Consider the following 26,873-nt stretch of genomic DNA (forward strand, 5'->3'; position numbering starts at 1 on the left):
CCCCGCAAAGCCAAAGTCTATGCATCATTTTTCTTATTGGCCTGTTTCATTAGTCTGGTCAGTAGTATCGGTGGTACCTTCATTCTGGGTCGTTTCACTTCCAGTACCATCATCCAGATTAAGTAGCAGACGAGATGAGGTCTTTTCATCCGTAATCACTTGTCCATTGACAGTAATCTCAGTAGCTGGTGAATAACCAGATTTAATATACATTCCTTCACTTCCAAGTACAAAGCTCATACGATCTCCTGCCGCTGTGTTACCAAATGAGAGCTTTTCACCTTTAGAGTTCTCACCTTTATACACCTCAAGCCAGCTTACCCCAGTAGCAGAAATCTCAACCTTCACTTCACTTCCAGCCGGAGCTGAAACCTTGAATTTTGTTGTTTTTCCTGCTTTCCCATCCGGTGTAACTGTAATGGATTGCGGGGAAGGCGTAGGTGTTGGTAATGGCGTTGGCTCTGCAGTAGGTTCAGTTGTTGCTTCTGTTCCTGCCGAAGAAGTTGGCGCCACAACTCCACCTCCTGAAGCCGGTGGAGATGTTTGAGCAGTCGTAGGATCCTGCTGTTCATTCGTCAGATTCGTCTGATCAATCTGATCAGGATCCGGTTTGTTCAAACTAGATGCATAAATGTAAATCACAACAATAATTAATATTGGAAATGTCCACATTAGCACTGTTGGCAGCCATTTTGCATTCCGTTCGGTTTCTGGTCTACGGCTGCGTTTTTGAATCACCGTTTCCATGGCTGTGTCTTCGGGAGGGGCAGGTACATTCCCATGCTCCTCTAGCAGTTCGTCAGGACTCATCCCTACTGCCTCTGCGTACGTTTTGATAAACGCCCTAACATAAAAACTTCCTGGAAGCACCTTATAGTCTCCAGACTCGATGGCTTCCAAATACTTTTTGCGAATTTTCGTTACTTCCTGGACATCGTCAAGACTCATCCCTTTTTGCAGACGCGCCTCTTTCAATTGCCGGCCCAGTTCCGACATACCATCACCTCCTGTAAATTTCAATGAATATCATTGTTCATTCTTGTTCTATAAATCATCACTGTAGCTAGTCGTAAACGACTCGTACAATATTTCTTCATTTGGATTATTGCGAAGCTCGATAATAATATCAAAATCATCAAAGGTGTACTCAGATTCCCGCACAAAAATATCTGGATGCTCGATCACTTTCGTGCTTGGCATACTCATAACATTTTGTAATAAATTATAATGCTTCTCATTAGAGCGGATCGTACTAACAATACCATCAATAATAAATACATTATGTGGGTTCATCTCATCTTCTGCTAATTGACTTCGAACCGTCTGACGTAAAAGTGTCGAGGAGACAAATGTCCAACGCTTCATCGCGCAGACACTGCCAGCAATGATTGATTCCGTCTTTCCTACACGGGGCATACCTCGAAGTCCTATTACCTGATTTCCATCTTTTTTAAACAGTTCCCCGAGAAAATCGACCAATAGACCAAGCTCATCCCGAGTAAAACGAAACGTCTTCCGATCATCTGAATCCCGTTCAATATATCGCCCATGGCGCACAGCCAGCTTGTCTACGAGTCTTGGAGACCGCAGAGCTGAAACTGTAATATTATCAACTTTCTTGAGCATTTCGCCCATCAGCATTATTTTGTCATCATCATTGGTCTCCAGCAACATTCCGCGAGTCTTTCCTTCAACGCCATTAATCGTCAGAATGTTGACTTCTAGCATCCCTAACATTGAAGCGATATCACCAAGCAGACCGGGTCTGTTCTTGTGAATCTTGTATTCCATATACCATTGTTTATATTCCACTTGTACACCTCATAGATTCCTTTTCCCGCACTTTGATATACATCAAAAAAATGCCGTTCAGACAAAGCGGTCTGAAACACGGGTCATGTTAATGATATATAAAATAAAAATGAAAGGCAAGGTCAGTCCTGTAATAATTGCAGAAAAGCTCCCACAAGGGGAGCTTTTCCGCAAGCTTAGGCGTGATTTTTCGCCAACTTGACCATGAGTTTAGCAATCGTCTGCTTTTCTTCATCGTTGCCGACGTCCCATAGCTCTTTGATTGCACGGTTTTGAGTGTTTGCTGGATCCACTTTTTCATCGAGGAATTCCCCAATTTCAAAAGCCAGCTTTGAGATTGTGTCTTCACTCATCCCAAGTTTCTCCGCCTGTACAACTCGTTTTCCTAGAAATTTCTTCCAGGTGTCAAAATTTTTGATTACGCTATCTTCTTGTGTCATCTTAAATCCTCCTTCATGTTTACGGTCAAACACCTGCATACAGGCTGTAAGCCGCCTTACGTGAGATTTAAAAACAACACTTATAATATGTCTTAGAAGCTAAGTTATTATGCTGGAGTTTTTCTCCAACTGAAGATCAGGTAATCCATCCACCATTTGGACTAATAATCTGACCAGTGATATACCCGGACTCAGGCAAAGCCAAAAAATAAATTAGTGAAGATATTTCATTAGGCGTAGCCAAACGCCCTACTGGAATCTCATCCTCCAGCATACGGACTTCATCCTCCTGTAAATTGGACAGCATGTTCGTATTAACCGCTCCTGGAGCTACCGCGTTAACCGTTACACCAGATGGAGCCAGCTCTTTAGCTAAAGCCTTTGTAAAGGCATTCACTCCACCTTTGCTAGCCGAATAAGCTACTTCGCAAGAAGCTCCAGTGATTCCCCATACGGAAGAAACGTTGATGATACGACCATAACGTTGCGACACCATGTACGGCATAAAGATCTGACTGCACATAAAGGTTCCCTTCAAGTTAATGGACATAATGTCATCCCATTCCTCTTCGGTCACATCAGCTAACATTCCGTAATGCGATTTACCGGCATTATTGACGAGAATATCCGGCTGCATCCCATTACTCTCAAGCTTTTCCGCCATACGTACAATCTGACTACGATCCTTCATATCCGCGTTTACTGTCATTACCTTTGCGCCAAGGGCCATACAACGCCGAGCGACATCATTCGCAGCTTCATGTGAGTGTCTGTAATGAATAACTATATTCATCCCCACAGAAGCAAATCGTTCCGCAATGGCGCCGCCGATCCCTCCGCTTCCCCCTGTAATGAGCACTGTCATTTCCCCTAGTGGTTTGCTGCTCTCTCCCAAAACGCTCACCTAAGGACTCACCACCAATGAAACGGCAAGCTGTTCCCAGTTTACATGGGCTTGCAGACGCTCATTTACTTCTGCCAGAGTGATCGATTCATACATAGGCAGAACTTCAAACAGGTCACCACCACGGAACTGGTAGCGTGTAAATTCATGTGCGATACTTTCAGGGGAGTTCAGCATGCGCAAATAACCGCCAATTTTCTTTTTCCGTGCCCGCTCGAAATCCTTCTCCGCAAAGCCAGACTTTAAGATTAGATCTACTTCTTCTTTAATTCGTTTTAAAAGCAAGTCCGGATCCTTTGTATCCCCACCCATTGCAGAAAAAGCATACTGCGGAGAACTATTAAATTCATGTCCAAAGCTGTCCGAGATCAATTCCTCATCATAAAGCTTTTGATACAATGCTGTGCTACTACCTACCAACAAATCGAGCATTAGCTTCGTTATCAGGTCGCGTTTCAGAGAAGCTTCACCTGTTAGATCTTCTACTTTTTCCTTGAAACCAAACATGATTTTCGGCATCGAAACAGCAAGCTTGCTTTCTAGCCGTTTTGTAGCGACTTGTTCGGGTTCATCTTCAAAAATACGCTTGATTTCACCCTGCTTGCCGTAGGTTTTACCCTTTTGGTTAGCGCGAATCAAGGAAAATACTTTCTCCGGGTCCACACCCCCAACCACGAACAACAACATATTGCTAGGGTGATAAAAAGCGTTATAACATGTGTACAGCGTTTCTTTCGTGATCGTACTAATCGATTCTACCGTACCTGCAATGTCAATACGAACCGGATGCTTCGAATACATCGCTTCAATAAGGCCAAAATACACGCGCCAGTCCGGATTATCAGCATACATATTAATTTCTTGACCAATAATTCCCTTTTCCTTTTCTACATTCTCATCTGTAAAATAAGGTCGCTGAACAAAATCAACGAGCGTACTAAGATTGGTCTCTATATTCTCTGTTGCTGAGAAAAGATAAACGGTCTGATCAAAGCTTGTAAAAGCATTGGCCGAGGCTCCATTTGATGCAAAGGTAGCAAAAATATCGCCTTCTGGCTCTTCGAACATTTTGTGCTCTAAAAAGTGAGCTATACCATCAGGAACAGTGGTTTCTTCTCCACCTGCGACATGAAAATGATTGTCAACGGAACCGTATTTAGTTGCAAATGTAGCATAGGTCTTTTTGAAGGTTGGTTTCGGCAACACATATACCTGAAGTCCGTTATCCATGACCTCATGATAAATGGTCTCTTGAAGTCTGTCGTAATGAATTTGTTCCATCGTTATTCCTCCTTTCCTGTCAAGAAATATATCGTATCCAGCTGAAAGGTTTCGGCGGCAGCTTTTACATCTTCAGCACCGATTTGTTCCACCTGCTCCAATAGCTGATCAGCTGTCCGTTCTTTTCCTGACAACTGGCGGTTGAAGTCGTAAGAGATCATTTCAAAAGCAGAATCCGGAATCTCGGAAAGCTGATTGCGGATCATAGCTTTGGTCTGACTCAGTTCCAGATCACTGATATTGCCAGCTTTCATCTCTTCCAATTGTTTCTCTATAATGTCCACGGCTTTGCCGTAATTTTGCGTTTCGATGCCTGATTGAATCGTTCCAATGCCCTTGTGGCCGTCATAACGAGACGAAGCATAATATGCAAGGCTTGCCTTCTCACGTACGTTAACGAAGAGTTTAGAGTGGGGATACCCTCCTAATATTCCGTTGTACATAAGTGCGGACGCGTAATTATCATCCTTATAAGTAATAGAGGTGCGTAGACCCAGGTTCAACTTGCCCTGACTGACATCCAGCTTCTCTTCTACAGTCCGCACCTCATTAACTGATACAGGTACGAACTTAGAGCTATATAAGCCCACCTCGGACTGAACCCGACCGAAATGACGCTGTACAAGCTTTTCTACTTCCTCAGCTGTAGTGTCACCCACTACATAGAGATCAAGGATGGCATCATCCAGCCAGGAATTATACGATTCATACAAACTTTTCGGAGTGATTTGATCCAGATCCGCTCTTTGCCCCAGAGGGTGAAGACGATATGGCTCGTTACGGCACATTTCCTCAATACAGCGCTCAGCAGCGTAACGTATCTTGTCATTTACGATGGACTCCAGCTTCTTGCGAACGGTTTCACGCTCCGTTGCAACATACGAAGGTCGGAAGCTGCCGTCTTCAACTAATGGACGAGTCAGTACTTCACCTAAGAAAGCGAAGGATTGTTCAAGTAAGCTCTCCTTGCTTTGCACAAAAGAGTCATTAATAGTATCCATGCGGAACTGAACGATTTGATAATCGCCTCTTTTATAAATATCAAACCCGAATCCAGCGCCATACAGTTCCTCCAAACGCTCGCGGAATTGTGTGGTCTCCGGATAAGTCGCGGTACCTCTGCGAAGCACGAATGGAGCTAGTGCAGTAGAGGTTACTGTATTCTCATCAAGTGGGATCCCAGCATAAAGTGAGATCGCGTAGGTCTTAAATGCCTTGGTTGGCATAACGTGAATGCGCAAGCCTCCTACGGTGCCATGCTGAAATACATTATTAGTCAAGTCCAAAACTCCTTTACGGCGTGGATAGTTGCTCTACATCATGTTTATGAATTATTAACCATTCTAAACCATTCCAAAGTAAGGAAGCAACCGGAAGCCTCTTCCCGGTTGCTCTCTGAATTCTCTATCCTTCTTTTTACATACAGAAAATATGCTGACCAATCGTCTTCACCTGAGGACGGGTCCAAATCCATTTAGAGGTCGCTGTTTTAGGATTGAAGTAATACAAACATCCACCTGAAGGGTCCCAACCATTGAGTGCTTGCTGCACTGCTTTACGTGCTTGCTCATTGGGCTCCAAATAGATCTGACCATCGGCCACAGCTGTAAATGCTCCCGGTTGAAAAATAACGCCAGACGGCGTATTCGGGAAACTAGGTGAGTTCACACGGTTTAAAATGACCGCAGCAACAGCAACCTGACCTTCGAAAGGCTCACCTCTGGCTTCTCCATACACGGCATTAGCCATGATTTTCAGATCATTCTCCGATAAGCCCAAAGAATTACCTGAAGACAATCCTGGCGAATTCGTTTTATTGGACGTATTTGTTTTATTGCCAGTGTTATTCTGTGCTGTCTTATTTCCCGTGCCCGTAGAAGGCTCAGTAGGCTTCCAGTTCTTCGTGGCGTTATACAGCTTCAGCTTAGTTTTGGCACCCACAATGCCATCAGACTTCATTCCGAATTTCCATTGAAACCAGGTTACTGCATTCTTCGTTTTTGGTCCAAAATGACTGTCTATTTTTCCGGCATAATAACCTAAGTGCTTTAATCTTCCCTGCAATTCATAGACATCCTGACCCGTGGACCCAAGTTTAATAGGTGTTGTACTGAAAGCCGGCAAGACTTCTTCGTCAGGATTATTTAACTCGTGGACAAATGACGCAGCAGCACTTTGCTTGGTCTGAACAATGCCATTCCCCTTGAAAAACGTTCCTGCAAACGGCGCGGCAGCAAGTGCAAGAGTTAAAGCAGCAAATATCCACATCTTTTGTTTCTTCATAGGGTTCGCTCTACCTTTCTTTTGTAAGTTCTGCATGGATGGCTAAAGTTATTATGACGACTGTCAGCGCATCCTATGCATTACTAAAAAAGAAGAAATAGCTTTTCATTATAATTGAGAATAATTATCAACTATATTCGAAATAAGAAAACCATGTAGTTGATATGAATCATGAATTTAAAGGACCACATTTTACTGTGGAACCACGCATTAATTGAAATTATAGATATACGTCATACTTTTCAATATTTTAGTGATATGAATTCACAATAATCCAAGTAACAGTTCGCACTTTTAGGGAAAAACTCCCTGAAAATAGTGGATATTCTCTGATAATGAATGGAATTAGGGAATTCCTCCCTAAAAATCAGGCCAATTCCTTTATTTCTTACCAAAATTAATAAATTATAGGGAGATTTTCCCTAATTATAAGTCTGAGAACCAATAATCACAGAATTTCAGGGAGAAATTCCCTAATTATTTTAATGAAGCTTCACTCGGAGCCTCATTCGTAGCTTCACTAAAGCCATTATTTGAAGTGTCACTTACACTTTTTCAGCATGAGTAAGAGGCCGTCCCCAAGTAGTACAAACTACTTGGGGACGACCCCTTTTTACTGTCTATTTAAGGTTTAAACTGACTTGTTCAGCTTAAGAACTGATCTTGTTATGCTGATACTGCTCAAGTGATACAAGCACCTCACGCGGCTTGCTGCCCTCGTAAGGCCCTATTACCCCACGAGCCTCCATAGAGTCAATCAAACGGGCTGCACGGGTGTAACCAACCCTCATCCGGCGCTGTAGTAGCGAGACTGAAGCTTGCTTCGCTTCAAGCACGATCGTTACGGCCTGCTCATATAACTCATCCTGTGGCTCCTGGTCTTCAGCGATTGTGTCATCAACCTCTGGAACAATGGACTCATCATATTCTGCTTCACCTTGACTGCTGACATATTGAACGATCGTCTCAACCTCTTGATCGCTCATAAAGGCACCCTGCACACGAATCGGTTTAGAAGCTCCCATCGGTAAGAACAGCATGTCTCCCCGACCTAACAGCTTCTCCGCACCTGGCATATCCAGAATGGTACGTGAGTCGACATTGGAAGATACGCCGAAAGCGATACGAGATGGAATATTCGCCTTAATCAAACCTGTAATGACATCCACGGAAGGACGCTGAGTGGCGATAATTAGATGTATACCAGCTGCACGCGCCATCTGTGCAAGCCGACAGATAGCATCCTCTACATCGTTAGCGGCAACCATCATCAAATCCGCAAGCTCGTCCACAATAACAACGATATACGGAAGTATAGCAGCTGGGTTCTCAGCCATCAGCTTATTATAGCCTTCCATGTTGCGTGTACCTGATTTGGAGAAGAGTTCATACCTTTTCTCCATTTCCACAACAATCTTCTTTAAAGCTAAGCTCGCCCGCTTCGGATCAGTAACGACTGGAGCCAGAAGATGCGGAATCCCATTATAGACATTCAGCTCTACCATCTTCGGGTCCACCATCAGGAATTTGACTTCATCAGGTTTAGCTTTGTATAAAATACTCGTAATAATCCCGTTAATACAAACCGATTTACCAGAACCCGTTGCACCAGCCACCAATAAATGGGGCATCTTCGCTAAATTACCGATAATCGTCTGACCCGAAATATCACGTCCAAAAGCAATCGATAATCTGGATTCAGCTTCCTGAAAGATCTGTGTCTCCATAACTTCACGCATGGTCACAATAGACACTTCGGAATTCGGTACCTCTATCCCAATGGCTGATTTACCCGGAATTGGCGCCTCCATACGTATATCTTTGGCTGCAAGAGCAAGCGCAATGTCATCCGTCAGATTAACAATGCGGCTAACTTTGACACCGATATCCGGCTGAATCTCATACCGTGTAACCGCTGGACCTCTAACTACTTCGAGAACCTTTGCTCTAACACCGAAACTCTCTAGGGTAGCTTCTAGCTTACGGGCGGTCTGCATATAATCATTCTGATCTCCCGCTTTGCCGCTGTTGTTAGGTTTGGCTAGAAGTCGGAAAGATGGCAGCTTATAAGGTTTTGGTGGAGGTGGTGCCGGTGGAGCAGGAATGATCTGTCCATCAGGAGTAGCGCTTAGCAATCCATCCAAGTCTATAGTCAAATTCTCCTCAGGCTCATCTGAAGGCTGTTGACTGACTGGATTAACCCCAGCAACAGGAGCTTTGACGGTAACACCACGAGCTGCTGGAGAGAATTCACTCCATTCCTCCCGATCTTCCTCATTCAGCCCTTCTGAGCGGATATGTTCAAAGAAGTCGCGAATAATTGGAGTCACAGGTTCCATATCCATATCTGCATCATCAAAATCATGTTGGATATCCTCAAGTGGAGTCACACGACTATCTACTGAAAGCCCAGAAATGATCGGGCCGTGCGAAGCACTTGTTACAATTGGACCATGATCATCATCATCAGAATCGGCTTCCGCCTCTGAACGGGTGGAGCCTGTGAACCAACCGGATATTTTTTTCAATAGAACAGGTTGCTTACGATTAGGTAAATATCGATCGTCTTCTTCCTCTTCGTCATCTTCGTTATAGACAGGCTGCTTCACTGGCCGAGTCTTTACGGGTGCGGCTGCTTTGGAAGGTCTAGCCGCTACTGGGACTGCCTTCGGACGGTTTGCCGCATGGAGACGAATCCCTTCCACAAACTTAACCGTACGAACTCGCAAAAGAGTAATAATCTCTACATAGGAGAGATTTGTAATTAACATAAAGCTGATGGCAAGCATAACGATCATGAGCAGCTTAGCTCCCAGACTACCAAAGAGCCACAGCAGTGCAGCATACTCCAATCCGCCGATATATCCACCACTTATATCCTTACCCAGCATATAGACATTACTATTGTTAACACCGGGCGAAAGAGATCCCGAAAGATCATTATGTATTTGTGTCATCACGTTGCCAGGATGGAGCAAGGACAACGGGCCAAGCTTCTGCTCCATTGCAGAAATAGTGCTCATAAGGCACATGGATAGCAGAAGCAGAAGCACGCCTGTATGTCGACTGTTCCAAGAAGAAGGCCATCTTCGATGGATCATAACCATAAGCCCATAAAAAATACCAATAAGCGGCAACACAAAATAAAATCTCCCTAATAAATAACCCGCCATACTTGAAAGTGACCGTCCTACCGCCGCTTCACCAGACAGAGCAATAACGGATATCGTTATTAGTAAAATTCCGTAAATTTCATATTTTAAAACGCTGCCGAGCAGCGCTTTTTTCTTTTTCTTTTTTCGTTTAGCCACGCCAGCCACCCCCGGAACAACATTATACCATATAATGGCGTGGCGTACCTATGTTCTCTTTTGTCAAAAAATGAATCTTTATGTTAACGTAATTATAGCTCCAGGAGAGAACGACGGATCTAAATATCGCTCCAAAGGACAATCCAGCAATCTTACAATGCGCGCGCGTCCTTCCTCCATCGGCTCAACCTGCATGAGCATCCCCTGAACGCTTACTTCTCGCGTTGTAGCGTAATTATTAAATGCCCCCTCCCACACCTGTTCCATCGACATTATCGTATAGAGTGTCATTGCGTAAGCCCTCCCGAAATCGCTGCTGTAGGCGCTGCAGAGAAATCTCCACCAATCATGCGGTTAAGATGCGCTAAGGCAGCTCCGATCCCGCCCACCTCATCCATGAGACCATATTTAACGGCGTCCAACCCCCCAACGGCTGTTCCAATATCACGATTGAGCTCACCTGTCTTAAACATGAGGTCACGGAACTGTTCTTCAGAAATCCGAGAATGAGAAGTAACGAATTTCACTACACGCTCCTGCATTTTTTCCATGTATTCGAACGTCTGTGGCACTCCAATTACTAAGCCATTCATACGAATCGGATGTATCGTCATTGTTGCACTTTCCGCAATAATTGAATACGTAGAGGATACAGCGATCGGAACGCCAATACTATGGCCCCCTCCAATGACTACTGTTACCGTTGGTTTAGAGAGCGAAGAAATCATTTCGGCAATCGCTAGACCAGCTTCTACATCTCCACCAACAGTATTTAAAATAATAAGCAGACCTTTAATATTCTTATTCTGTTCAGCTGCCACCAGCTGGGGAATGATATGTTCGTATTTCGTCGTTTTGTTCTGAGGAGGCATTACAATATGGCCTTCAATCTGACCGATGATCGTTATGCAAAAGATATCCGGTTCACCGGTAGGAACCGCTGTTTGTCCAAGCTCTTTAAGTGCACCCATTGTAGTGGGCGGCATGTTTTCATTTGTACTTGGATTTCCCTCTGGTGGTATAACTTCCTCATTCTTTGCTCCATTTGATCCATTCATGTAGTTCATTTTCGCAGCTCTCCCTTTTCTTATGCAGCTCTGGTCTGCTATAGCCTTACTAACTTTCATTAGTATGACATTTCAGGGCCCCGCATTATGCAAACCTCTCCTCATGATGTGAATATAAACAATACAAAAACCCCTTTTCCCGTAGAAACCGTCCAATATTTCCGGGGAAAAGGGGCCAATGCCCAAGCTATATATTTATTTAAGGAGAATTCTCCTTACACTTCCATGATAATTGGCAAAATCATCGGTCTACGACGCGTTTGCTCATATAAGAAACGACCGAGTGAATCTTTTACGCTTGTTTTAAGCGATGCCCACTCATTTACTTTCTCACTCATCAAGCGCTGCAATGTACTGGAAACAATTCGGTTCGCTTCGTCAAGCAGTCCTTCGGACTCACGAACATAAACGAAACCACGAGAAATGATGTCAGGTCCGGAGACAATTGCACCATTCTGTTTGCTTAGTGTAACCACGACAACCAAAATACCATCTTGAGACAGCAACTTACGGTCACGCAATACAATATTACCTACATCACCTACACCCAGACCGTCAATCAATACGTTACCAGCCGTTACTTTACCAGCTTTACGAGCGGCACCGCCTTGAATTTCCACAATCTCACCGATTTCAGTGATGAAAATGTTCTGAGACTCTACGCCAACAGATTCTGCCAAAAGCGCATGTTTGCGTTGCATACGGTATTCACCGTGAATTGGAATGAAATATTTAGGTTTCATCAGGTTGAGCATAAGCTTAAGCTCTTCCTGGCTACCGTGACCGGATACGTGAACGCCAGAATTGGAACCGCTATAAATTACGTTAGCGCCAAGACGGAACAATTCATCAATGGTACGACCTACATATTTCTCGTTACCTGGTACCGGTGTTGCTGCAATAATAACAGTATCACCTGGCAAGATATCTACTTTACGATGACTGGAACGTGCCATACGGGTCAATGCGGACATTGGCTCGCCTTGGGATCCTGTGCAAAGAACAACGACACGGTTCGCTGCCATTCTGTTCATTTCTTCAGGCTCGATCAGCATACCGTCAGGTACGTTCAGATATCCAAGCTCAGAAGCGATGGATACAACGTTTACCATACTACGGCCAATTACTGTAATCTTACGACCTGTGGATTCTGCTGCATTAACCACTTGTTGAATGCGGTGCACATTGGAAGCAAAAGTTGCTACAACGACACGTTGTTCAGCTTTGCGGAAAATGTCTTCCAGAACGATACCGACATTTTTCTCAGATGGGGTAAAGCCTGGTTTCTCAGCATTTGTACTATCCGACAAAAGAGCAAGCACGCCCTTCTGACCAATTTCAGCCATCCGATGCAGATTTGCAAATTGACCGTTGACTGGAGTGTGGTCAAATTTGAAATCTCCCGTATGAACTACGTTACCTTCCGGTGTTTCTATGCATACACCGACGGAATCAGGAATACTGTGATTGGTTCTGAAGAATGTAACTTTGAGCGAACTTCCCAGTTGAATTTCTGAATCTTCATTGATCAGAATTCGTTTGGTGTCACCCAGTAAGTTTGCTTCCTTCAATTTGTTTTCTACAAGACCTAATGTAAGTCTTGTTCCGTAAACCGGAACATTCAAATTCTTCAGGACATATGGGAGACCACCGATGTGATCCTCGTGTCCGTGGGTAAGTACAATTCCTCTTACCTTGTCACGGTTCTCTGTCAAATAAGAGATATCAGGAATTACAATATCAATACCGAGCATATCTTCTTCCGGGAACTTAAGTCCCGAATCCACGACTACAATGTCAGCTCCATATTGAATGACATACATGTTTTTCCCGATTTCTCCGACTCCGCCCAATGCGAAAATCATCAATTTATCGTTGTTGTTTTTTTTGGACAAATGAATCTAACCCTCCTATGATGTTGGACGTCATACTTTTATTGGTAAATATTGAACTTCGATTATTTCAGCGGCGCTGAACACATTCTTCAAACAGCTGATAGCTTCCTTAATTAACAAGGATATTCCTGATATCTGTAAAATGCGCAATGCGAAAGCTCCCGATTCCGGGCAGTAAAGTTCATATTGAAGCGGACAAATGCCGTCAAAATTCACCGTCGCGCCCCTCGCGCGAAGACATTTCAATCATTTACACAGACTCATCTTGGGACCTATCCTGTCTCACAATGTATACCATTGACGGAAGATTACCGCATATTTAATTTTAACCGCACCCAGTCACTTAAGATCATTATACATGATTTTTTTGGCAAAAGACAAGTCACCCTATCTCGTATCCAAATTCTTTCCTTAAATGTGACCCATTATTTTAGCAAAATATAATAAATATAAAAACCGGCTCTCCACAGGAGAAGCCGGTTTAAAGACTAGAATATCATTGTTCAGCACTTAGTGAAATAGTGCCTCGATAAAGGCCGCCTCAGCTGCAGTAGGTGAAATAAGCGGCAATCTGACGCCTCCAACAGACAGACCTTTCAGACTTAAAGCATATTTGACCGCTGAAGGATTCGGTAAAGGTTGTGGACATTCGAACAACCCCTTGTAAATAGGGAACAATTGCCGATGGATCTCTCCCGCTCGCTGAACATTTCCTGAGGTGTATGCATAGATCATTTCTGACATCTGTGCACCAACCACATGACTAGCTACACTGATAATTCCGTATCCTCCTACGGCTAGACTAGCTAAGCCCGCAGAATCATCACCAGTATATACACGGAAGTCATCGGAACACGCAGAAGCGATAAGTGTTACTTGATCGACAGATGCACATTCTTTTGTCGCAACAATATTCGATATTTCAGCAAGTCGAAGGGTTGTGTCCACGCTCATAGTTACACCCGTGCGACCAGGAACATTATACAGCATGACTGGCAATGAAGTCTCCGTAGCAATCGCAGAAAAATGCTGATAGAGCCCTTCCTGATTAGGCTTATTGTAATAAGGAACGACCAAAAGTACGCCATCCACACCTATTTTCTCCGCTTCCTTCGTGAGGTGAATAGAGTGCTTCGTGTTATTACTGCCTGTTCCAGCAATAATTTTACAGCGACCATTCGCCTTCTCTAGTACAAAAGAAAACAGCTGCAGTTTCTCCTCATCACTTAACGTTGGGGATTCCCCAGTTGTACCACAGACAACCAATGCCTCTGATTTCTGTTCCTCAATTAAATAATCGACAAGCTGTGAAGTTACATCCCAGTTGATTTCTCCATCCCCGTCAAAGGGGGTTACCATGGCTGTTATTAATCTTCCGAAATCCACTTTGAATTCCTCCTTAGCGGTGCAATTCAAACATAGCGTGCAGCGAACGCAGGGACTGCACCATATCCTCTTTCTTCACCAGCACCCAAATCGTTGTATTCGAATCTGCGGATTGGAGAATCTGAATATTTTGTGAGCTAAGTGCCTCAACGATACGCGCCATAATACCAGGTACACCATTAATTCCGCCCCCGATAACGGAAACTTTTGCACAACCTGATAAACTCTTAGGACGCAAGCCCAATTGCTGAAGAACTGAGATGGCCTTTTCTGATTTGTCATCGAACACAGTATAAAGAGCTTCAGTAGGTGTTACATTAATAAAATCAACGCTTATTCCGTTGTCGGCCATACTTTTAAAAATTTGCAGTTGAACGCCCGTACCATTTCCATCTGGACACTCCACAGAAATCTGTGTGACGTTGCTGACATAAGCAATCCCTGTTACGAAGCGATCTACAATGCCGCCAGACTGAATGTCGTTGAATCCTTCAGGATTCGTAACCAGCGTACCTTCATTCTCAGAAAATGTTGAACGAACGCGTACTGGAATTTGTGCCTGCATAGCAATCTCAACCGCACGTGGATGGATCACTTTTGCTCCTTGATGAGCCATATTACAAATTTCTGTATAACTAACATACGTTAGCGGTTTTGCATCTTCAACGATCCGCGGATCTGCTGTAAGAATCCCGTTAACATCTGTATAGATATCAACCATATCTGCATGAAGGGCAGCACCCAGTGCAGTCGCAGAGGTGTCACTTCCTCCACGGCCCAAAGTCGTCAAATCACCAGCTTCAGTCTGTCCTTGGAACCCGGTCACTATAACTACTTTATCTTCACGCAGTTCACGAAGAATACGATCAGGACGTACATCTAGAATTCTTGCATTGCCATAGTTGCTATCTGTCATAAAACCAGCCTGAGCTCCCGTTAGTACCGTAGAAGCAATCCCTTCATTCTCCAGCAGGCCACAAAGTGTAGTAGCAGAGATAATCTCACCACAGCACATCAAGAGATCCTTCTCACGCTCTGGGAGTGAATCTCCATTCTGAACAGCCCAATCCAGCAGAGTATCTGTTGCATAAGGTTCTCCGCGTCTGCCCATTGCCGAAACGACAATGACCAAACTATAGCCGCTAGCGAGCTCCCGTTTGACATTACGAATGACGTGCTCTCTAGCTTGTGGTGTTGAAAGTGATGTTCCTCCGAATTTTTGTACCAGAATACCCATGTATAATTCCTCCATTATTGTCAAAGCAAACACACTAATCGTTCGTAAATAGAACTCATTTCGTCTCTAATGAGAAATTCCTTTACAGTACGTAAGCTTATTTCTTAAGTAATTTTCTTCTATTTTGAAAAATGGTTGTACCGCCCTCGAAATGAGGACGGTAGCAGTAAAGCTTATATTTTTTGGCGGCAATGATCTCAGCAATGGGTTTAGCAGATCTTGGCTTTGAGCGTTAACGACCGCATCTATTGATTAAGAAGTAACTCCGACCAAGGCGGCATTTAACTTCTCATTGCTCATTTAGTGCATCTCCCCTTTTTATGTCCGCAACTAGCTCCACCGATTCCGCCTTATTCTAGACGGAATGAAACTTTTCAATAATCATCGGCTGTAGTTGTTTACCTTGCAAAGCGGCATAGCAAGCTTCTGGGATAAGATCCATACGCGCTACTAACGAATTAGGTTTGCCCTCAGGGTTATCCTGTCCGAATGGCACAAAATAAATATGTTTAGCCACTAGAAGCTTTGCAATATTTGCGGCATTAAGACCTAGGCCATCATTGGTAGATATCGCGAGAACAAGTGGACGTCCATTGCGCATCTGCGATTTTGCAGCCATGAGCACTGGACTATCGGTCATAGCATTTGCCAATTTACTCGTTGTATTTCCAGTGCAAGGTGCTATCGTCAGCACATCCAGCAGCTTGGAAGGACCCAGCGGTTCCGCTTCAACAATTGTAGAAATGATATCATTACCTGTTATATCTTTCAACTGTTTTAGCCAATTTTGCGATGTTCCAAAGCGGGTATCGGTGCCTAGTACGGATGCTGAAACTATGGGCACAACGTTTGCTCCTCCATCTACGAAGCGTTGAATTTGCGGCATTACCTCCGCAAATGTGCAGTGAGATCCGGTAATCGCATACCCTACTGTTTTTCCGTGCCAATCCATTTTATTCGTCCCCCTTGATTAAAGCCTCGTCCGATATCGACTGAACCAGCGCATTTGCCATAATAATCCCAGCGCTTTTAGGAGCTACAATGCCAGGGAGTCCAGGTGCCAGCATCGCTTTAATTCCTCTTTTCTCAGCATAACGAAAGTCACATCCACCTGGAGCGGAAGCCAGGTCGACAATTAAGCAATGCGGTGAGATACGTGAGAGTACTTGTGCGGTGATGATCATACTTGGAATCGTATTAAATATCAGATCAACATCCGACACATGAAGCAAAAGTTCACTGGTCATAAACGGCTTCCAGCCCATTTCTTCAGCACGTGCATAATGTTCCTGTTTTCTAACTCCGGCTTTAACACTAGCACCCAGTCCTTGCAGACTTCTTGCCATTGTAAAACCCGTTCTGCCCAAGCCCAGTACCATCGATTTGGAACTGTGAATGGTAAAATCCGTGTTCTGTATGGCCATAACCAGTGCCCCTTCCGCTGTTGGGATGGAGTTGTAGATGGCTACATCGTCACGATTAAGCAATTCAATTAACTTTAACGAATGCTTGGCGCACATGCCGCGTAAATAGCTTTTACCCATACCGCTATACACCAAACAATGGGGTGGCAGAGCAGCAAAATGTTCTTCCAAGAGCATCAAGCGTTCAGAAGAAAATAAAGCACTGATATTCCCTTCATCATCACAACCAACCGTAGGCAACACTAATACATCTGCATTACTAAGCAGCTCTACCGTCATCTGTTCCAGGCTCACCCCTGGGCAAGGGGCTTCCCATTTATCGAACCCGGCAGCGCTTACCGTCGCATCCAATTCCACACATTTCCGAATCACTTCAAGCTGTCTCGCGTCCCCGCCCAGGAACACGATCCTGACGCCAGTAAGCATAGGGATGACGCTCCTTTCAACATACACTATCGACTATAGAGCATCTTATGCTGGGCATTCTTAATGGGTGAAAAGCGGAGAAGAATTACCATGCAGGCTTAAATATGAAACTTATAAATTGTCATATTTAAACGAAAAAAAGCTCGCGAATCACGCCAATTAGGCATAAATTCGCAAGCTTTTTAATAAGTCATATTATTTGCCAGTGTGACCGAAGCCTCCGGCTCCACGTTCTGTTTCGGATAAAGCATCTACTTCAACCAAAGTGACCACTGGAACCGCTTGAAATACCATTTGGGCAATGCGCTCATTACGAGCGATAGCAAATGGCTCTTGCCCTAGATTGATCAACAACACTTTGATCTCTCCACGATAATCAGCATCAATCGTTCCAGGTGTGTTCAAACACGTAATCCCATGCTTCAAGGCTAGTCCACTTCGTGGACGAATCTGAGCTTCTAATCCGTCTGGCATAGCTAATGATATGCCTGTTGGAATTAATGCACGTTCTCCAGGTGCAAGCACGACTTCGCTATTAACTGCGGCATATAGATCATACCCGGAAGCCTGTTCTGACATTTTACAAGGAAGATTAACATCCTCGTTTCCAGCTAGTTTATTGATTTGTACGTAATAAGACAAGATCATCTCTCCTAACATTTGCAATAGCTTTATCTGTTGAACCTACCATCGCTAAAGAAAGCGGCTCAGCAAACATATTATCAAGCACACTGTTGATATTGTCCATCGTTACTAACTGAATCTTGGCGATCATATCGTCTAATGTGTTATGTTTTCCGAGCATAAGTTCATTTTTTCCGATTCGATTCATCCGGCTACTAGTACTCTCCAGGCTAAGAATAAGGCTACCTTTAAGCTGCTCCTTGCCTTTTCTCAGTTCATCTTCACTAAGACCCTCAGTAGCAAGTTCGTACATCATTTCCTTAATTAGCTCCGTTACATCCTTAGTTTGCTTCGGTGCTGTTCCAGCATAGACCGTGAACAAACCAGAATCCGCTTGAGAACTGTGGTATGAATATACAGAATAGGCTAGGCCACGTTTTTCGCGAATCTCTTGGAACATCCGTGAGCTCATACCGCCGCCAATGGCATTATTAATAAGCACCATAGCATATTGCAATGGGTCGCCAGAGCGGACCCCTGGTAGGGAAAGACAGATATGATTCTGTTCTGTTTTTTTGCGGTGAAACAACAAGTCCCCATAATAATCCGGTGGAGTCAACGGCGCAGATGTGCCATGATTAGCAAAAGAACCAAAATGCTGCTCCAGCAGCTCAATCAATCCATCGCTGATGTTCCCAGCTACACTAATTACCGTATTCTCAATCGTATACTGCTCCTTCATGTAGGCACGAAGATCATCCGGCTTCATCTCCATCAGCCGTTCCTTTAAGCCAAGGATAGAATACGCAAGCGGATGATCCTTGTAAGCAGCAGCACACATCAAATCATGCACAAGATCGTCTGGTGTATCTTCGCACATAGAAATTTCCTCAAGGATGACGTTCTTTTCTTTCTCCAGCTCTTCAGCATCCATACGTGAACGGAAGAACATATCTGCTAACACATCTACTGCGATAGGCAGATGCTCATCCAGTACTTTTGCATAATAGCAAGTATATTCCTTAGAAGTAAACGCATTTACATTGCCGCCAATAGCATCGAACTGTTCGGCAATATCCTTAGCACTATATCGGTCCGTACCTTTAAAAAGCATATGCTCTACAAAATGGGATATCCCGTTGTTTCCAGGGTGTTCATTCCGCGAACCTGTCTTCACCCATATTCCAAATGAAACGGACCGACCGGTCGGAATTTTTTCCATCACTACTCGTAATCCATTGGATAATACTATTTTTTCCACTTCATGTCCTCCTGGCAATAGCCATGTTCTATCTAAATTAATACACGTGCCTATAATCCTACCAGAAATAGATCACTCACTCAACATCAGAGGGGATTATACGCTCCGCTGACAGCGTTTGGCTAACTGTTCCTAGCTGTAACCCTTTTGCCTTTATCCCGCGTATCATGGCCTTCAGCGCCTTGGAGGATGAGGCAGTAGGATGCATTAGAACAAGTGTGCCGGGTTCAGCTTTGCTTGTGATTTTAGCAACTATAGATTCAGGAGAAGGATTGCGCCAATCCACCGTATCTACAGTCCAGAGTACAGTCTTTAAGCCCAAGCTGCTAGCGATTTCTACTGTCTCTTGATCGAAATCACCAGATGGAGGCGCGAACCATTTATTAGTGACTCCAAGCGATTCCTTTAGCAGCTTTTGCGTCTTCTCAATCTCAACGGTAGCCCGCGCTCGACTTAAAGTACTCATATTGGGGTGGGTATAGGCGTGATTCTCCATCTCATGACCACGCTTTAACATTTCTGTAGCAAGCTCTGGATTCTTACTCAGCCAGCTTCCATCCAGAAAAAACGTAACTTTCACGTTCTCTTCATCCAAAATATCCAGCATTGGCACGATATACTGATTCCCCCAAGCCACATTAATCATCAGTGATACCATCGGTTTCGCCGGATTTCCTCGATATATAGGTTCTGCTCCCAGTTCATTTAACGATACTTTTGGTTCGATCTGCCGATACACTAACTTTATGGGTTCTTTTGGTGCCAAAAGAGCATTCCGATAGGTACTCTCTACATCAATCTCAAGTCCGTTATAACCAGGAATGGCTTTCCACACCCGGTCAACCACTGCATCCACTGGAGGTGCATTTAGCTTGGCCGCGGCGGTCTCAATCCTCAGACGAAGATCGTTGTTCGCCGCCTTAGGGATATCCATCCACACCGCAAGATCATCCTGCGGCTTCAATTGCGCAAGCATGTCCTTGATTGGTCCCTGTGTGCTACCAATTCCTATCACGATTGCTACACAAGCAACCACTAATGCCACTTTTTCCGTCTTCATGACGACTTCCTCCCCGGTAGAAACGAATTTCAGGTTCGTTCCACACGATTACAAAGACACTTTGTCCCAATCTATGAGACAAGGGAGGAATTTATGTCATGAACAGATACAAGACTAATAGATAGGAATGTTTGCTACAGTTTTCCAGCTTCGTTCATATAAAAAAAGAGCCAGAACGCAAATCGCTTCTGTCTCTTTTAATAATGAAATTAGATCCCTTTAGTAAAGGTTATTACTAAGATCAATCTTACGCTTTAGCTCCAGTTTCCGAAGTCAACACTGCTTTACGAGACAGGTTAACCCGGCCTTGTGGATCGATCTCGGTAACTTTTACGGTAATGGTGTCACCAATAGCAACAACATCTTCTACCTTAGCTACACGCTCAGTAGACAATTGGGAAATGTGTACCAATCCGTCTTTGCCCGGAATAAGTTCAACAAATGCACCAAATTTCTCAATACGTCTAACTGTACCCACATAGATTTCTCCGACTTGTACTTCACGCACAAGACCTTCGATAATCGAACGAGCCTTTTGGATCATTTCTTCATCTGAAGAACCGATAAAGACACGGCCATCTTGTTCGATGTCGATTTTCACGCCGGTTTCTTCAATAATTTTATTGATAATCTTACCACCAGCACCGATAACATCACGGATTTTGTCCGGATTGATGTTGATAATAATGATTTTTGGAGCATATTTGGACAGATTAGGTCTTGGCGCAGAGATCGCTTCATTCATTTTGTCCAAGATGAACAGACGGCCTTCTTTAGCCTGCTGAAGTGCATCTTGAAGAATGTTGCGGTCGATACCGGCAATCTTAATGTCCATTTGAATAGCTGTAACACCTTCTGCTGTACCAGCTACCTTGAAGTCCATATCTCCGAGATGATCTTCCATACCTTGAATATCCGTCAGGATGGAGACATGATCTCCGTCTTTGATCAGACCCATTGCTACTCCGGCTACTGGTGCTTTGATTGGCACACCAGCGTCCATCATAGCCAGAATGCTGGCACAGATACTTGCCTGGGAGGTAGAACCGTTAGATTCAATCGCTTCTGATACTAGACGAATCGTGTACGGGAATTCAGTTTCACTAGGAATTACCTTGGATAATGCACGTTCTCCAAGTGCTCCGTGACCGATTTCACGACGTCCTGGTGCTCTAAGTGGACGAGCTTCCCCTACGCTGAACGGCGGGAAGTTGTAATGGTGCATGAAACGTTTCGTTTCAGTAGGATCGATTCCGTCGAGGATTTGAACATCACCTAGAGCTCCAAGGGTACAAACGCTAAGGATTTGTGTTTGTCCACGTGTGAACAGACCGGAACCGTGTGTACGCGGCAACAGGCTTGTATCACATTCAATCGGACGGATTTCATCAAGTTTACGTCCATCTGGACGAACCTTATCATGCGTGATTAGACGTCTTACTTCATCCTTCACGATATCATGTAAGACTTCTTTAACATCTTTCAGAAGCTCCGGTGCTTCTATGTACTTCTCTACGAAATACGCAACCGCTTCATCATTAACGACATCAATCGCTTCCTGACGAGCATGTTTTTCAGCAATTTTAACGGCTTCCACCAGACGAGCTTCAGCAAATGCACGGACCTCAGTATTCACGTCAGCATTCACTGCATGCAGCTTCACAGCCATTTTTTCTTTACCAGCCACTTTGACCAGTTCTTCAATGGTTGCAACGATCTTACGGATTTCATCATGACCGAACATAATCGCTTCGAGCATCACATCTTCCGTCACTTCGTTCGCTTCTGCTTCAACCATCATGATTGCTTCCTTCGTTCCAGCAACCACTACATAAATATCACTGATTGCTTGCTGAGCCATATCCGGATTGATCACAAATTCTCCATTAATCCGACCTACAGCAACGCCGCCGATGGGTCCATCAAAAGGCACATCGGAAATACTAAGTGCAGCTGAAGTACCGATCATAGCAGCAATATCTGGTGCGCAGTCCTGATCCACACTCATTACCATGTTCAATACCTGAACATCGTTACGGAAACCTTCAGGGAACAGTGGTCTGATTGGACGGTCAGTCAAACGGCTGGACAGAATCGCTTTCTCACTCGGTCTGCCTTCCCGTTTAATAAATCCGCCCGGAATTTTACCTACCGCATATAATCTTTCCTCATAGTTAACTGTAAGCGGGAAAAAATCCAGGTCCTTCGGCTCTTTCGAAGCCGTAACGGTACATAATACCGAAGTATCCCCATAACGCACCATAACGGCTGCGTTTGCTTGTTTAGCTAGTCGGCCCGTTTCCAGCACAAGGCGTCTTCCGCCTAGCTGCATTTCTACACGTTTTTCCATAAATACCTCCTTGAATAGTAGTAGACCCGCAGTCAAATATTGCAGGTTCACATATCGATCTAATGAATCGGAAAGGCTTGTCCCCAAGCTAAAAACGCCTTCGGCGTCCTTATAAAGACGGTAGCGTTTATGCGAGAATTATAAGGATAAAGTATAGCATGAAACATATACTTTCTTATAATTTAAGGTATGTAGCCTGTTCTGTATACATATAAGAAGAAACGGCTAAGTCTTACAGATGATGTAAAGTGGCCGTTTTTACGAATAATCTCATCAGTCTTGCTATAAAGTTTTCCCTAAATTTTCAAAAAGCAACCCAGCTGTCCCGCTGTCGCTCCGAGAAGGACATACGGTATACAACCAGGCTGCTTTAAGGGTTATCTTATGGAAAATTAACGACGCAATCCCAGTCTTTCGATCAGGGCGCTGTAACGTCTGATGTCTTTGTTTTTCAAATACGCCAGAAGTTTACGACGTTGTCCAACCATTTTCAACAATCCGCGACGGGAGTGATGATCTTTCTTGTGCGTACGCAAGTGGTCAGTCAAATTAACGATGTTCTCCGTTAGGATAGCAACTTGCACCTCAGGGGATCCAGTATCGGATTCGTGAGTTTTGTGCTCGTCGATCAATTGATGTTTACGTTCTTGAGTTAATGCCATCCTGTTCACCTCCTTCAATATAATCGCCATTAGCCTCGTCACCGTCGGTGAGAACGTGCAACCAAGCTAAGGTTATGGTGCTGTAAGCCAGCAACGTTTATTAGTATAGCATCTCCATTAACAAAAGTAAACGGCTTGTCCGGGATGACTATAGATTATACCCCAAAATCTTCTTCGCGGTTTCTGCATCCTCACCGATTTGAGTGATCAATGCATCTATGGATTCGAATTTTCGTTCAGGACGAATGTATGATACTAATTCCACCTTGAGCTCTTGATCATACAAATCACCTTCGAAGTCAAACAGATGGACCTCAAAGCTTGGAGTCAATACCCCCTCATGAAAGGTAGGTTTAACACCCACATTCATGACCCCGTACAAAACTTTATCCTTATAAAAGACTCGGACCGCATATACACCTTTAGTCGGAATGACAAAATGAGCACTGAGTTTCAAATTCGCCGTTGGAAAACCAATGGTGCGACCTCTCTTCTCACCGTGACCCACTTCACCACGCAGATAGTAGCAACGTCCGAACCAGGAGTTTGCCAGCTCTAAATCCCCGTTTTGGAGACTTTTACGAATGCCGGAGCTGCTGACCTTCTCACCATCTAGCAGAAAAGGGGGAGCAACCTCTACATTCATAACACCTTCACCCAGCTTGCGAAGCATTTCAACATCGCCTTCACCTTGATAACCAAAACGAAAGTCAAAGCCGACAACTGCAGTTACAATATGTAGCGGCAAAAGCATAACAGAGACAAAATTCTGTGGACTTACACGGGAAAGCTGCTCGTTAAATTCAATAACATATAAGATATCGACACCCAAACTAGCAAGAATCTCCTGCTTTTCTACGGGTGGCGTCAAATACCCTTCATAATCACCCTTACCCATAACATCTTTAGGATGTGGATGAAATGTAAGGACTGCGGCCGGCACACCTTGTTTACGGGCTAGGGCCACAGCGGATGTAATGACGCTAGCATGTCCACGATGCAATCCGTCAAACTGCCCTAGAGCAGCCACTTGAGGCTGAGCCCACTCTGCAGCAGTCTCCGGAGACATCGGATAAGTTAACGTTACGGTTCTCACGCTGTTTCTCACCTACAATTCACTTGGTAAAATTGATTTAAGCTTGTGCAAATACCTTCACTGGAGCAATTGCACCTGTATCTTCCAATTCATAAATGCCAAGAAATCCACCTTGAAGATCGTATAGCCGAAATTGACTGTTCGTCTTCACCTCTGGAGCTATAAATCGTGAGGACAAACGCTGCCCCTGCAAAGCTGCCTTCTTTTTCTCATCCATTACAGTGTGCTTTGGCATATGAGAAATGGCTTCGTCTGCAGCGATTAAATGATCTTCCAATGTTCCGGCTTCCTTGTGAGTCGCAATATCCTCTAGCGTAAGACAATGACTGGCAGAAATCCCTGCCGACATCGTTCTCTCTAGTTTCACCATCACACCCGGCAGTCCAAGTGCTCGTCCGATATCGACACAGAGCGTACGAATGTACGTCCCCTTAGAGCAAAGCACCCGGAATGTGATATCGGGATGATTGCCTTCCCAAGTCATATCCGTCATTTCAATTTCATAAATCTCTACTTCACGGCTTTTACGTTCAACGGTTTTACCTTCTCTTGCTAACTCATAAAGACGTTTGCCGTCAACTTTAACCGCAGAATACATCGGTGGAACCTGAGAAATAACCCCTTTAAATGAAGCGAGCACTGATAGAATCTCTTCTTCAGTTACATGCACCTCATCTACAGTTTCTATAATAGTCCCAGTTAAGTCCTCAGTATCACTGGACATCCCTAGTCTCAGTGTTGCCACATATTCTTTGGGCAACTCCTGAATATACTCCACGACACGAGTAGCACGGCCCAGACAAAGTGGCAGCACACCTGTTACCTGTGGATCAAGCGTTCCCGTATGTCCGATCCGTTTCATGCCGAGAATACGACGTGCCTTGGCCACAACATCATGTGAAGTGAACCCGGCTGGCTTGTAAACCGCCAGTACACCTTCTAATTCACTCATAAATGACGTCTTACCTCCTCGAGCACCTGCGCTATTGCCGTTTCGAGTGTAGCTTCTATACGCGCACCTGCAGCACGGGTATGACCGCCACCTCCAAACGTTTGCGCTAGATCAGCCACGTCGACCTTACCCGCAGAACGCAAACTAACTTTAACCGCATGTTCATGAATGACTTTGAACAGAATCCCTACTTCCACACCTCTAATATTGCGAGGGTAGTTCACGAGACCTTCTAAATCTTCATTAGCAGCAGCACATTCAATCATATCCTCCGGTGTAACATAGAGCCAGGCAATATCCCCTTCGGGTGATAATTGAAGAGTATTTAACGCTTTATTTAAAATTTTAATCTGCGGCAATGTCATTTCTTCAAGTAATGTCTCAGCCAGTTCAGGACCGTTAACGCCATAAGAAAGCAGTTCAGATACGGCTGCCATTACTTTTGGTGATGTGTTGGTATATCGAAATCCACCAGTATCTGTCAAAAGACCTGTGTATAAAGCTGTGGCGATATCAATGTCCCATTCAATCTCGAACGTCTTCAGCAGATCGAACAAAATTTCCGCAGTCGCAGCAGCATCCGGTTTGATTAAATTCACAAGTCCATAACCGTTGTTAGTGGGATGATGGTCAATGTTCAGGATTAGAGCACCCTTCGCAAAATAGCGATGAGTCAATCCTACTCGCTGAAAATCAGCACAATCCACACAGATCACATTGCTGTATTGACGGGGCGGCTCACTAGAGGCCATATTGATGATTTCATCCGAATGCCATAAATATTCCATCCGCTTCGGTATCGGTCCTTCATTCAGCATAGTGTATTTTTTGCCCAGACATGAGAGAAGCCAGCCCACCGCTAGGGTGGAGCTGACTGCATCTCCGTCCGGCTGAACATGCGACACTACAAGGTAATCGTCGTGTTCCAGCAGAAACTCACGGGTCTGCTGGAGACTTTGTTCATAGCTCTGCATTCGCCGTCTCCTTTATAAAGGTTGTTCAAAATAGCCTTAAGCTATTTTGAACTCCTTTTAGTACCTATTTCTAATCGTTCTTATGAAGCTCTCCAAGAAGTTTCTCAATGTGACTGCCATAAGCGACAGATTCATCGATCTTGAAGATCAGTTCCGGTGTATGCCGAAGGCGAATCGCCTTGCCAAGCTCGGAGCGAAGAAAACCATTAGCTTTCTCAATCGCTTTAAGGGAGCCTGACTTCTGCTCTTCATCCCCGAACACGCTTAGGTATACTTTCGCTTGCGACAGATCGTTAGTCACGTCTACGCCAGTTACAGTTACAAAACCGATTCGAGGATCTTTCAGTCCGCTTTGGATAAGTTGACTAAGCTCTTTCTTGATCTGCTCGCCCACTCGTCCTGCTCTAATTTTAGACATCTATATTCAC

At 44.3% G+C, this 26,873-nt stretch carries 24 protein-coding genes; all 24 read right to left on the reverse strand.

Annotated elements, in window-relative coordinates; genetic code table 11:
• Positions 1–33 precede the first annotated feature (33 nt).
• Complete coding sequence (locus NST34_RS19790) at positions 34–996, reverse strand: helix-turn-helix domain-containing protein (RefSeq protein WP_076285441.1); 963 nt, start codon at positions 994–996, stop codon at positions 34–36.
• A 48-nt stretch (positions 997–1,044) separates the two neighbouring features.
• Positions 1,045–1,812 carry a DUF3388 domain-containing protein gene (locus NST34_RS19795; RefSeq protein WP_042128818.1) on the reverse strand — a complete coding sequence of 256 codons (768 nt, stop codon included), beginning with the start codon at positions 1,810–1,812 and terminating at the stop codon, positions 1,045–1,047.
• Positions 1,813–1,988: 176 nt separating this feature from the next.
• Positions 1,989–2,252 carry a DUF3243 domain-containing protein gene (locus tag NST34_RS19800; protein ID WP_042189396.1) on the reverse strand — a complete coding sequence of 88 codons (264 nt, stop codon included), beginning with the start codon at positions 2,250–2,252 and terminating at the stop codon, positions 1,989–1,991.
• 136 nt (positions 2,253–2,388) lie between these two features.
• Complete coding sequence (gene ymfI / locus NST34_RS19805) at positions 2,389–3,117, reverse strand: elongation factor P 5-aminopentanone reductase (RefSeq protein WP_076299349.1); 729 nt, start codon at positions 3,115–3,117, stop codon at positions 2,389–2,391.
• Between the two features lie 39 nt (positions 3,118–3,156).
• Positions 3,157–4,437, reverse strand: a complete 1,281-nt coding sequence (gene yfmH, locus NST34_RS19810; protein ID WP_076285440.1) for an EF-P 5-aminopentanol modification-associated protein YfmH — start codon at positions 4,435–4,437, stop codon at positions 3,157–3,159.
• 2 nt (positions 4,438–4,439) lie between these two features.
• On the reverse strand, positions 4,440–5,717 hold the full coding sequence (gene yfmF / locus NST34_RS19815) for an EF-P 5-aminopentanol modification-associated protein YfmF (RefSeq protein WP_405174472.1): 1,278 nt from the start codon (positions 5,715–5,717) through the stop codon (positions 4,440–4,442).
• 136 nt (positions 5,718–5,853) lie between these two features.
• Positions 5,854–6,720: a spore cortex-lytic enzyme gene (gene sleB, locus NST34_RS19820; protein ID WP_076299350.1), complete on the reverse strand. Its 867-nt coding sequence runs from the start codon at positions 6,718–6,720 to the stop codon at positions 5,854–5,856.
• A gap of 650 nt (positions 6,721–7,370) precedes the next feature.
• Positions 7,371–10,031 carry an FtsK/SpoIIIE family DNA translocase gene (locus tag NST34_RS19825; RefSeq protein ID WP_341128626.1) on the reverse strand — a complete coding sequence of 887 codons (2,661 nt, stop codon included), beginning with the start codon at positions 10,029–10,031 and terminating at the stop codon, positions 7,371–7,373.
• A 78-nt stretch (positions 10,032–10,109) separates the two neighbouring features.
• Positions 10,110–10,322, reverse strand: coding sequence for a YlzJ-like family protein (locus NST34_RS19830; protein WP_042128829.1), 213 nt, complete (start codon positions 10,320–10,322; stop codon positions 10,110–10,112).
• Positions 10,319–11,098, reverse strand: coding sequence for a ClpP family protease (locus NST34_RS19835; protein WP_445667697.1), 780 nt, complete (start codon positions 11,096–11,098; stop codon positions 10,319–10,321). Before NST34_RS19835 ends, NST34_RS19830 begins: the two co-directional genes overlap by 4 nt.
• A 215-nt stretch (positions 11,099–11,313) precedes the next feature.
• Complete coding sequence (locus tag NST34_RS19840; RefSeq protein ID WP_042189403.1) at positions 11,314–12,993, reverse strand: ribonuclease J; 1,680 nt, start codon at positions 12,991–12,993, stop codon at positions 11,314–11,316.
• A 510-nt stretch (positions 12,994–13,503) separates the two neighbouring features.
• Complete coding sequence (dapA, locus tag NST34_RS19845; RefSeq protein ID WP_341128628.1) at positions 13,504–14,379, reverse strand: 4-hydroxy-tetrahydrodipicolinate synthase; 876 nt, start codon at positions 14,377–14,379, stop codon at positions 13,504–13,506.
• Positions 14,380–14,392: 13 nt separating this feature from the next.
• Positions 14,393–15,616: an aspartate kinase gene (dapG, locus tag NST34_RS19850; RefSeq protein ID WP_341128629.1), complete on the reverse strand. Its 1,224-nt coding sequence runs from the start codon at positions 15,614–15,616 to the stop codon at positions 14,393–14,395.
• 355 nt (positions 15,617–15,971) lie between these two features.
• On the reverse strand, positions 15,972–16,568 hold the full coding sequence (locus NST34_RS19855; RefSeq protein WP_042189406.1) for a dipicolinate synthase subunit B: 597 nt from the start codon (positions 16,566–16,568) through the stop codon (positions 15,972–15,974).
• A 1-nt stretch (position 16,569) separates the two neighbouring features.
• Positions 16,570–17,466 (reverse strand): dipicolinate synthase subunit DpsA, encoded by an 897-nt coding sequence (gene dpsA, locus NST34_RS19860; protein WP_341128630.1) that lies wholly within the window; start codon positions 17,464–17,466, stop codon positions 16,570–16,572.
• 195 nt (positions 17,467–17,661) lie between these two features.
• Positions 17,662–18,108 (reverse strand): dUTP diphosphatase, encoded by a 447-nt coding sequence (gene dut, locus NST34_RS19865; protein ID WP_341128631.1) that lies wholly within the window; start codon positions 18,106–18,108, stop codon positions 17,662–17,664.
• Entirely contained in the window at positions 18,083–19,351 is a 1,269-nt protein-coding gene (locus NST34_RS19870) for a M16 family metallopeptidase (RefSeq protein ID WP_042189409.1), read from the reverse strand. The genes dut and NST34_RS19870 overlap by 26 nt, the downstream gene beginning before the upstream one ends.
• 76 nt (positions 19,352–19,427) lie before the next feature.
• Positions 19,428–20,411, reverse strand: a complete 984-nt coding sequence (locus NST34_RS19875) for a polysaccharide deacetylase family protein (protein ID WP_341128632.1) — start codon at positions 20,409–20,411, stop codon at positions 19,428–19,430.
• Between the two features lie 247 nt (positions 20,412–20,658).
• Positions 20,659–22,761: a polyribonucleotide nucleotidyltransferase gene (pnp, locus tag NST34_RS19880; RefSeq protein WP_042189411.1), complete on the reverse strand. Its 2,103-nt coding sequence runs from the start codon at positions 22,759–22,761 to the stop codon at positions 20,659–20,661.
• 392 nt (positions 22,762–23,153) lie between these two features.
• On the reverse strand, positions 23,154–23,423 hold the full coding sequence (gene rpsO, locus NST34_RS19885; RefSeq protein ID WP_036656390.1) for a 30S ribosomal protein S15: 270 nt from the start codon (positions 23,421–23,423) through the stop codon (positions 23,154–23,156).
• Between the two features lie 148 nt (positions 23,424–23,571).
• Positions 23,572–24,519, reverse strand: a complete 948-nt coding sequence (locus NST34_RS19890; RefSeq protein ID WP_340970902.1) for a bifunctional riboflavin kinase/FAD synthetase — start codon at positions 24,517–24,519, stop codon at positions 23,572–23,574.
• Positions 24,520–24,556: 37 nt separating this feature from the next.
• A complete protein-coding gene (gene truB, locus NST34_RS19895) occupies positions 24,557–25,471 on the reverse strand; it encodes a tRNA pseudouridine(55) synthase TruB (RefSeq protein WP_042189413.1) in 915 nt (304 codons plus the stop codon).
• The gene (locus NST34_RS19900) at positions 25,468–26,445 is read right to left on the reverse strand and encodes a DHH family phosphoesterase (protein ID WP_341128633.1); all 978 of its coding nucleotides are present in this window, start codon (positions 26,443–26,445) and stop codon (positions 25,468–25,470) included. Before NST34_RS19900 ends, truB begins: the two co-directional genes overlap by 4 nt.
• Positions 26,446–26,515: 70 nt before the next feature.
• Complete coding sequence (gene rbfA / locus NST34_RS19905) at positions 26,516–26,863, reverse strand: 30S ribosome-binding factor RbfA (RefSeq protein WP_042128856.1); 348 nt, start codon at positions 26,861–26,863, stop codon at positions 26,516–26,518.
• Between the last annotated feature and the right edge of the window lie 10 nt (positions 26,864–26,873).

The organism is Paenibacillus sp. FSL H7-0714 (assembly GCF_038003765.1).
Classification (GTDB): domain Bacteria; phylum Bacillota; class Bacilli; order Paenibacillales; family Paenibacillaceae; genus Paenibacillus_AQ.

What these genes read in the sequence shown, in the direction of transcription:
- NST34_RS19790 (WP_076285441.1), bottom strand. Translation starts at nt 996, where the DNA reads ATGTCGGAACTGGGCCGGCAATTGAAAGAGGCGCGTCTGCAAAAAGGG.
- NST34_RS19800 (WP_042189396.1), bottom strand. Translation starts at nt 2,252, where the DNA reads ATGACACAAGAAGATAGCGTAATCAAAAATTTTGACACCTGGAAGAAA.
- ymfI (WP_076299349.1), bottom strand. Translation starts at nt 3,117, where the DNA reads ATGACAGTGCTCATTACAGGGGGAAGCGGAGGGATCGGCGGCGCCATT.
- yfmH (WP_076285440.1), bottom strand. Translation starts at nt 4,437, where the DNA reads ATGGAACAAATTCATTACGACAGACTTCAAGAGACCATTTATCATGAG.
- sleB (WP_076299350.1), bottom strand. Translation starts at nt 6,720, where the DNA reads ATGAAGAAACAAAAGATGTGGATATTTGCTGCTTTAACTCTTGCACTT.
- NST34_RS19830 (WP_042128829.1), bottom strand. Translation starts at nt 10,322, where the DNA reads ATGACACTCTATACGATAATGTCGATGGAACAGGTGTGGGAGGGGGCA.
- NST34_RS19835 (WP_445667697.1), bottom strand. Translation starts at nt 11,098, where the DNA reads ATGAACTACATGAATGGATCAAATGGAGCAAAGAATGAGGAAGTTATA.
- dapG (WP_341128629.1), bottom strand. Translation starts at nt 15,616, where the DNA reads ATGGGTATTCTGGTACAAAAATTCGGAGGAACATCACTTTCAACACCA.
- NST34_RS19855 (WP_042189406.1), bottom strand. Translation starts at nt 16,568, where the DNA reads ATGGATTGGCACGGAAAAACAGTAGGGTATGCGATTACCGGATCTCAC.
- dpsA (WP_341128630.1), bottom strand. Translation starts at nt 17,466, where the DNA reads ATGCTTACTGGCGTCAGGATCGTGTTCCTGGGCGGGGACGCGAGACAG.
- NST34_RS19875 (WP_341128632.1), bottom strand. Translation starts at nt 20,411, where the DNA reads ATGAAGACGGAAAAAGTGGCATTAGTGGTTGCTTGTGTAGCAATCGTG.
- pnp (WP_042189411.1), bottom strand. Translation starts at nt 22,761, where the DNA reads ATGGAAAAACGTGTAGAAATGCAGCTAGGCGGAAGACGCCTTGTGCTG.
- rpsO (WP_036656390.1), bottom strand. Translation starts at nt 23,423, where the DNA reads ATGGCATTAACTCAAGAACGTAAACATCAATTGATCGACGAGCACAAA.
- truB (WP_042189413.1), bottom strand. Translation starts at nt 25,471, where the DNA reads ATGAGTGAATTAGAAGGTGTACTGGCGGTTTACAAGCCAGCCGGGTTC.
- NST34_RS19900 (WP_341128633.1), bottom strand. Translation starts at nt 26,445, where the DNA reads ATGCAGAGCTATGAACAAAGTCTCCAGCAGACCCGTGAGTTTCTGCTG.
- rbfA (WP_042128856.1), bottom strand. Translation starts at nt 26,863, where the DNA reads ATGTCTAAAATTAGAGCAGGACGAGTGGGCGAGCAGATCAAGAAAGAG.